Origin of the sequence: Aeromicrobium sp. CnD17-E (assembly GCF_024124745.1) — a bacterium.
Taxonomy (GTDB): domain Bacteria; phylum Actinomycetota; class Actinomycetes; order Propionibacteriales; family Nocardioidaceae; genus Aeromicrobium.
The window spans coordinates 1-6,535 of the sequence record NZ_JAMXRU010000142.1; the positions used below are offsets into that span (position 1 = coordinate 1).

At 59.2% G+C, this 6,535-nt stretch carries 1 protein-coding gene and 3 rRNA genes; all 4 read right to left on the bottom strand.

Annotated features, from left to right (window positions below):
* The coding region (locus NH339_RS16870) for a tetratricopeptide repeat protein (RefSeq protein ID WP_253027173.1) at positions 1 to 1,063 on the bottom strand (1,063 nt) is incomplete at its 3' end.
* Positions 1,064 to 1,130: 67 nt separating this feature from the next.
* Positions 1,131 to 1,247 (bottom strand): 5S ribosomal RNA (gene rrf / locus NH339_RS16875).
* A 75-nt stretch (positions 1,248 to 1,322) separates the two neighbouring features.
* Positions 1,323 to 4,428 (bottom strand): 23S ribosomal RNA (locus tag NH339_RS16880).
* A gap of 353 nt (positions 4,429 to 4,781) precedes the next feature.
* Positions 4,782 to 6,300 (bottom strand): 16S ribosomal RNA (locus tag NH339_RS16885).
* The 16S, 23S and 5S rRNA genes sit together here, the layout of an rRNA operon.
* Positions 6,301 to 6,535: the final 235 nt, after the last annotated feature.

Below are 6,535 nucleotides of genomic sequence, written 5' to 3' on the forward strand. Positions count from 1 at the left end.
CCAGTTCTTGTTCGAGTTGGGTGATGCGTTGGGGTGCGTCGGTGGTGTGGTGGGGGTCGGTGGCGATGACGCGGTGGAACCATTGGAGGGCTTCGTGGGTGTTGCCGGTGGTGTGGAGGGTGTCGGCGTAGGTGTATTTGAGGCGGGTGGCCCAGGGGGCGCGGGTGGTGGTGTGGAGGGGTTCGGTTTGGAGGAGTTGGAGGGCGGCTTGGTGTTGGCCGAGGTCTCGGCGGGCGCCGGCGATGACGATGGTGAGTTCGATGTTGCCGGTTTGGTCGAGGTGGTTGCGGGTGGTGGGGGTGTCGTAGGTGAGGGCTTGGGTGGGTCGGCCGAGGGCGCGTTCGCAGTCGGCCATCATGGGGGCGTAGAGGTGTTGGCCGTTGATGCGGCGGGCGGCGCGGAGTTCGGCGAGGGCTTGGGCGTAGTGGCCGGCTGCGTAGGCGGTTTCGCCGCAGGCTTCGCGGATGAGGGCGTTGCGGGGTGCGCGGGCGCGGGCTGCGAGGGCGTGGGCGTAGGCGGTTTCGGGGTCTTCGTCGAGGAGGAGGCCGGCCATGATGAGGTGGCGGGCGACGCGGTCGGCGAGCTTGGCGGGGAGGTTGGAGAGCTGGTCGCGGGCGTAGCGGTCCAGGTCGGTGGCGGCGATGTCGTCGGGGATGGGGGGTCCGTCGTAGGTCTGCTGGTCGGTGGTGCGTTCCTCGCGGTCGCGGCTGCGGGTCGGGCCGCCACGACGGTCGCCGGGCTTGCCGCCACGACGGTCGCCGGGCTTGCCTCCACGACGGTCGCCGGGCTTGCCGCCACGGGACTCGCCGGGCTTGCCGCCGCGCCGGTCGCTGGGCTTGCCGCCACGGGCCTCTGCGGGCTTGCCGCCGCGCCGGTCGGCGGGCTTGCCGCCACGGGACTCTGCGGGCTTGCCGCCACGGGACTCTGCGGGCTTGCCGCCGCGGGACTCTGCGGGCTTGCCGTCGCGCCGGTCGGCGGGCTTGCCTCCACGCGTGTCGCCGGGCTTGGCGGGTCTGCCGGTGTGGTTTCGGCGGTCGGGGCCGCGTCCAGAGGACTGGTTCATTCCTTGTACTCCTGGTGAAATGCAGCAAGGCCGCCCCCGGGTGGGGGCGGCCTTGTGCGTAATGATTGTCCGGCGGCGTCCTACTCTCCCACGCAGTCTCCCGCGCAGTACCATCGGCGCTGAAGGGCTTGACTTCCGGGTTCGGAATGTAACCGGGTATTTCCCCTTCGCCATGGCCGCCGAAACTCTATGGAGATATCAATCGTTCCCGACTCATATCTCGGGAACCTCACAGTGGACGCGCATGCTCTTGTTGTAGTGAAACAAGCCCTCGGCCTATTAGTACCGGTCAGCTCCATGCATTGCTGCACTTCCACTTCCGGCCTATCAACCCAGTGGTCTGCTGGGGGCCTTACCTGGTAAACCAGTGGGAAACCTCATCTTGAAACGTGCTTCCCGCTTAGATGCTTTCAGCGGTTATCACTTCCGAACGTAGCCAACCAGCCGTGCTCTTGGCAGAACAACTGGCACACCAGAGGTTCGTCCATCCCGGTCCTCTCGTACTAGGGACAGCCTTTCTCAAGTTTCCTACGCGCGCGGCGGATAGGGACCGAACTGTCTCACGACGTTCTAAACCCAGCTCGCGTGCCGCTTTAATGGGCGAACAGCCCAACCCTTGGGACCTGCTACGGCCCCAGGATGCGACGAGCCGACATCGAGGTGCCAAACCATCCCGTCGATATGGACTCTTGGGGAAGATCAGCCTGTTATCCCCGGGGTACCTTTTATCCGTTGAGCGACGCCGCTTCCACATGCCAGCGCCGGATCACTAGTCCCGACTTTCGTCCCTGCTCGAGCTGTCACTCTCACAGTCAAGCTCCCTTGTGCACTTACACTCGAAACCTGATTGCCAACCAGGCTGAGGGAACCTTTGGGCGCCTCCGTTACATTTTAGGAGGCAACCGCCCCAGTTAAACTACCCATCAGGCACTGTCCCTGATCCGGATAACGGACCTAGGTTAGATATCTAGTACGACCAGAGTGGTATTTCAACGATGACTCCACTCGAACTGGCGTCCGAGCTTCACAGTCTCCCACCTATCCTACACAAGTCGAACCAAACACCAATACCAAACTATAGTAAAGGTCCCGGGGTCTTTCCGTCCTGCCGCGCGTAACGAGCATCTTTACTCGTAGTGCAATTTCGCCGAGTTCATGGTTGAGACAGCGCCCAAGTCGTTACTCCATTCGTGCAGGTCGGAACTTACCCGACAAGGAATTTCGCTACCTTAGGATGGTTATAGTTACCACCGCCGTTTACTGGGGCTTAAGTTCTGTGCTTCGCTTGCGCTAACACGTCCCCTTAACCTTCCAGCACCGGGCAGGAGTCAGTCCGTATACGGCGTCTTTCGACTTAGCACGGACCTGTGTTTTTAGTAAACAGTCGCTTGGGCCTGGTCTCTGCGGCCTTCAACGCTTCGTGGAGCAAGTCCACTGACGAATCCGGCCCCCCTTCTCCCGAAGTTACGGGGGCATTTTGCCGAGTTCCTTAACCATGATTCACTCGATCACCTTAGTATTCTCTACCTGACCACCTGAGTCGGTTTGGGGTACGGGCGGCTCTGAAACATCGCTAGATGCTTTTCTCGGCAGCATAGGATCACTCACTTCGACTAAAACGTCTCCCCATCAGCTCTCAGGCATGTGAACGGCGGATTTGCCTACCGTTCGCCCTACGACCTTGGCCGCGGTCTACCATCGCCGCGGTTGAGCTACCTTCCTGCGTCACACCATTGCTTGCCTAGTACCAGTTCGGGTCATGCGCTCTGCCGGTCAATGCTCCCGAAGGAGCTGGAAACCGGTTTCGGGCACTTAGCATCACTGGATTCAGCAGGGTCGCTTCAGTGCCGGTACGGGAATATCAGCCCGTTGTCCATCGACTACGCCTGTCGGCCTCGCCTTAGGTCCCGACTTACCCAGGGAAGATTAGCTTGACCCTGGAACCCTTGGTCATCCGGTGGAGGAGTTTCTCACTCCTCATTCGCTACTCATGCCTGCATTCTCACTCGTGTCGCGTCCACGACTGGGTTACCCCGCCGCTTCACTCGCGACACGACGCTCCCCTACCCATCCACGCACCTGGACCACGAAGGCCTGGTTCATGCGCGAATGCCATAGCTTCGGTGGATTGCTTGAGCCCCGCTACATTGTCGGCGCGAAATCACTTGACCAGTGAGCTATTACGCACTCTTTCAAGGGTGGCTGCTTCTAAGCCAACCTCCTGGTTGTCTCTGCGACTTCACATCCTTTTCCACTTAGCAATCTCTTGGGGACCTTAGCTGATGGTCTGGGCTGTTTCCCTCTCGACTACGGAGCTTATCCCCCGCAGTCTCACTGCTGCGCTCTCACTTATCGGCATTCGGAGTTTGGCTGAGTTCAGTAAGCTTGTAGGCCCCCTAGCCCATCCAGTGCTCTACCTCCGACAAGAAACACGCAACGCTGCACCTAAATGCATTTCGGGGAGAACCAGCTATCACGGAGTTTGATTGGCCTTTCACCCCTATCCACAGGTCATCCCCCCAGTTTTTAACCTAGGTGGGTTCGGTCCTCCACGCGGTCTTACCCGCGCTTCAACCTGCCCATGGATAGATCACTCCGCTTCGGGTCTAGATGGTGCAACTCAAACGCCCTCTTCGGACTCGCTTTCGCTACGGCTACGGCCCTCGCCTTAACCTCGCTACACCACGCTAACTCGCAGGCTCATTCTTCAAAAGGCACGCTGTCACCCTTCACAAGGAAGAGCTCCAACGGATTGTATGCACATGGTTTCAGGTACTCTTTCACTCCCCTCCCGGGGTACTTTTCACCTTTCCCTCACGGTACTAGTCCGCTATCGGTCATCGAGGAGTATTTAGGCTTAACGGGTGGTCCCGCCAGATTCACACCGAATTTCAGGGGTTCGGTGTTACTCGGGGTAACGAACAAGAGCCATGAGCTTACGACTACGGGGGTATCACCCTCTATGCCACGACTTTCCAGTCGGTCTCGTCTTCACTCATGGTTTATGACTCTTCGCTGATACGGCAGTCTCAGCAGTTCGGCCCCACGACCCCCCAGTGACAACGCCTGCCGGCTATCACATCACTAGGGTTTAGCCTCTTCCGGTTTCGCTCGCCACTACTTCCGGAATCACGGTTGTTTTCTCTTCCTGCGGGTACTGAGATGTTTCACTTCCCCGCGTTCCCTCCACACGCCCTATGTGTTCAGGCGCAGGTACCTGGACTTTCCTCCAGGTGGGTTTCCCCATTCGGACATCCCCGGATCACAGGTCGGTTGTCACCTCCCCGGGGCTTTTCGCAGACTCCAACGTCCTTCATCGGCTCTCGATGCCAAGGCATCCACCATGTGCACTTAGTAGCTTGTTACATACATTGCTACAAGATGCTCGCGTCCACTGTGAAGTTCTCAAGATACGTCCGGTCCCGCACTCCGATCCGACGCCTACCCACCAACAAGCGGGCGGTTCACCGGGAAGAACGGTCCAAGAAGACCCAACCAACGGCTGATCCTTCAGGACCCAACAGTGTGCTAAGCGCGACCGCCACCAGATACTCGAGGTTCCTGCCCCTGCCCGAAGGAAGAGGTGTACTGACAAGCACCAGTCAACGACCGGCCAACTAATCGACGTCCACTAGTGAGCTGCACTGCGCAGGACATTCGCCCACGACCAGCACATATGGACCCACCAGACGATGCCGGTGAGCCAAAAGCTCCTTAGAAAGGAGGTGATCCAGCCGCACCTTCCGGTACGGCTACCTTGTTACGACTTCGTCCCAATCGCCAGCCCCACCTTCGACGGCTCCCTCCACAAGGGTTGGGCCACCGGCTTCGGGTGTTGCCGACTTTCATGACGTGACGGGCGGTGTGTACAAGGCCCGGGAACGTATTCACCGCAGCGTTGCTGATCTGCGATTACTAGCGACTCCGACTTCATGGGGTCGAGTTGCAGACCCCAATCCGAACTGAGACCGGCTTTTTGGGATTCGCTCCACCTTACGGTTTCGCAGCCCTTTGTACCGGCCATTGTAGCATGCTTGAAGCCCTGGACATAAGGGGCATGAAGACTTGACGTCATCCCCACCTTCCTCCGAGTTGACCCCGGCAGTCTCCTATGAGTCCCCACCATCACGTGCTGGCAACATAGGACGAGGGTTGCGCTCGTTGCGGGACTTAACCCAACATCTCACGACACGAGCTGACGACAGCCATGCACCACCTGTATACCGACCACAAGGGGGGCCACATCTCTGCAGCTTTCCGGCATATGTCAAACCCAGGTAAGGTTCTTCGCGTTGCATCGAATTAATCAGCATGCTCCGCCGCTTGTGCGGGCCCCCGTCAATTCCTTTGAGTTTTAGCCTTGCGGCCGTACTCCCCAGGCGGGGCGCTTAATGCGTTAGCTGCGGCACGGAAACCGTGGAAGGTCCCCACACCTAGCGCCCAACGTTTACGGCATGGACTACCAGGGTATCTAATCCTGTTCGCTCCCCATGCTTTCGCTCCTCAGCGTCAGGTAATGCCCAGAGAACCGCCTTCGCCACCGGTGTTCCTCCTGATATCTGCGCATTCCACCGCTACACCAGGAATTCCGTTCTCCCCTGCATACCTCTAGTCTGCCCGTATCGGAAGCACGCTCAGGGTTGAGCCCTGAGTTTTCACTCCCGACGCGACAAACCGCCTACGAGCCCTTTACGCCCAATAATTCCGGACAACGCTCGGACCCTACGTATTACCGCGGCTGCTGGCACGTAGTTGGCCGGTCCTTCTTCTGCAGGTACCGTCACTCTCGCTTCGTCCCTGCTGAAAGAGGTTTACAACCCGAAGGCCGTCATCCCTCACGCGGCGTTGCTGGATCAGGCTTTCGCCCATTGTCCAATATTCCCCACTGCTGCCTCCCGTAGGAGTCTGGGCCGTGTCTCAGTCCCAGTGTGGCCGGTCACCCTCTCAGGCCGGCTACCCGTCGTCGCCTTGGTGGGCCATTACCCACACCAACAAGCTGATAGGCCGCGAGCCCATCCTTCTCCGCCAGAGCTTTCCACCCCCCACCATGCGACAGGGGGTCATATTCGGCATTAGACGTCGTTTCCAACGCTTATTCCAAAGAGAAGGGCAGGTTGCTCACGTGTTACTCACCCGTTCGCCGCTCGTGTACCCCCGAAAGGGCCTTACCGCTCGACTTGCATGTGTTAAGCACGCCGCCAGCGTTCGTCCTGAGCCAGGATCAAACTCTCCGTTGAAAAACCCCACAAGGGGCCAACATCAAAATGACCCGGCAAACTGACTGCTGACAGTCAAAATTGTCGGAATTGCCACCGCGACACACACAACACCCCAAAAAGAAGCGCCATGCCTGCCGACGGGGGTAAAACTGATTACTTCTCGTCGACTTTTAGCACACTGTTGAGTTCTCAAACATCAGACGCACACCCACCAGACAGACCCACATCAGGGCCCACCCACCAGGGGCTGGTC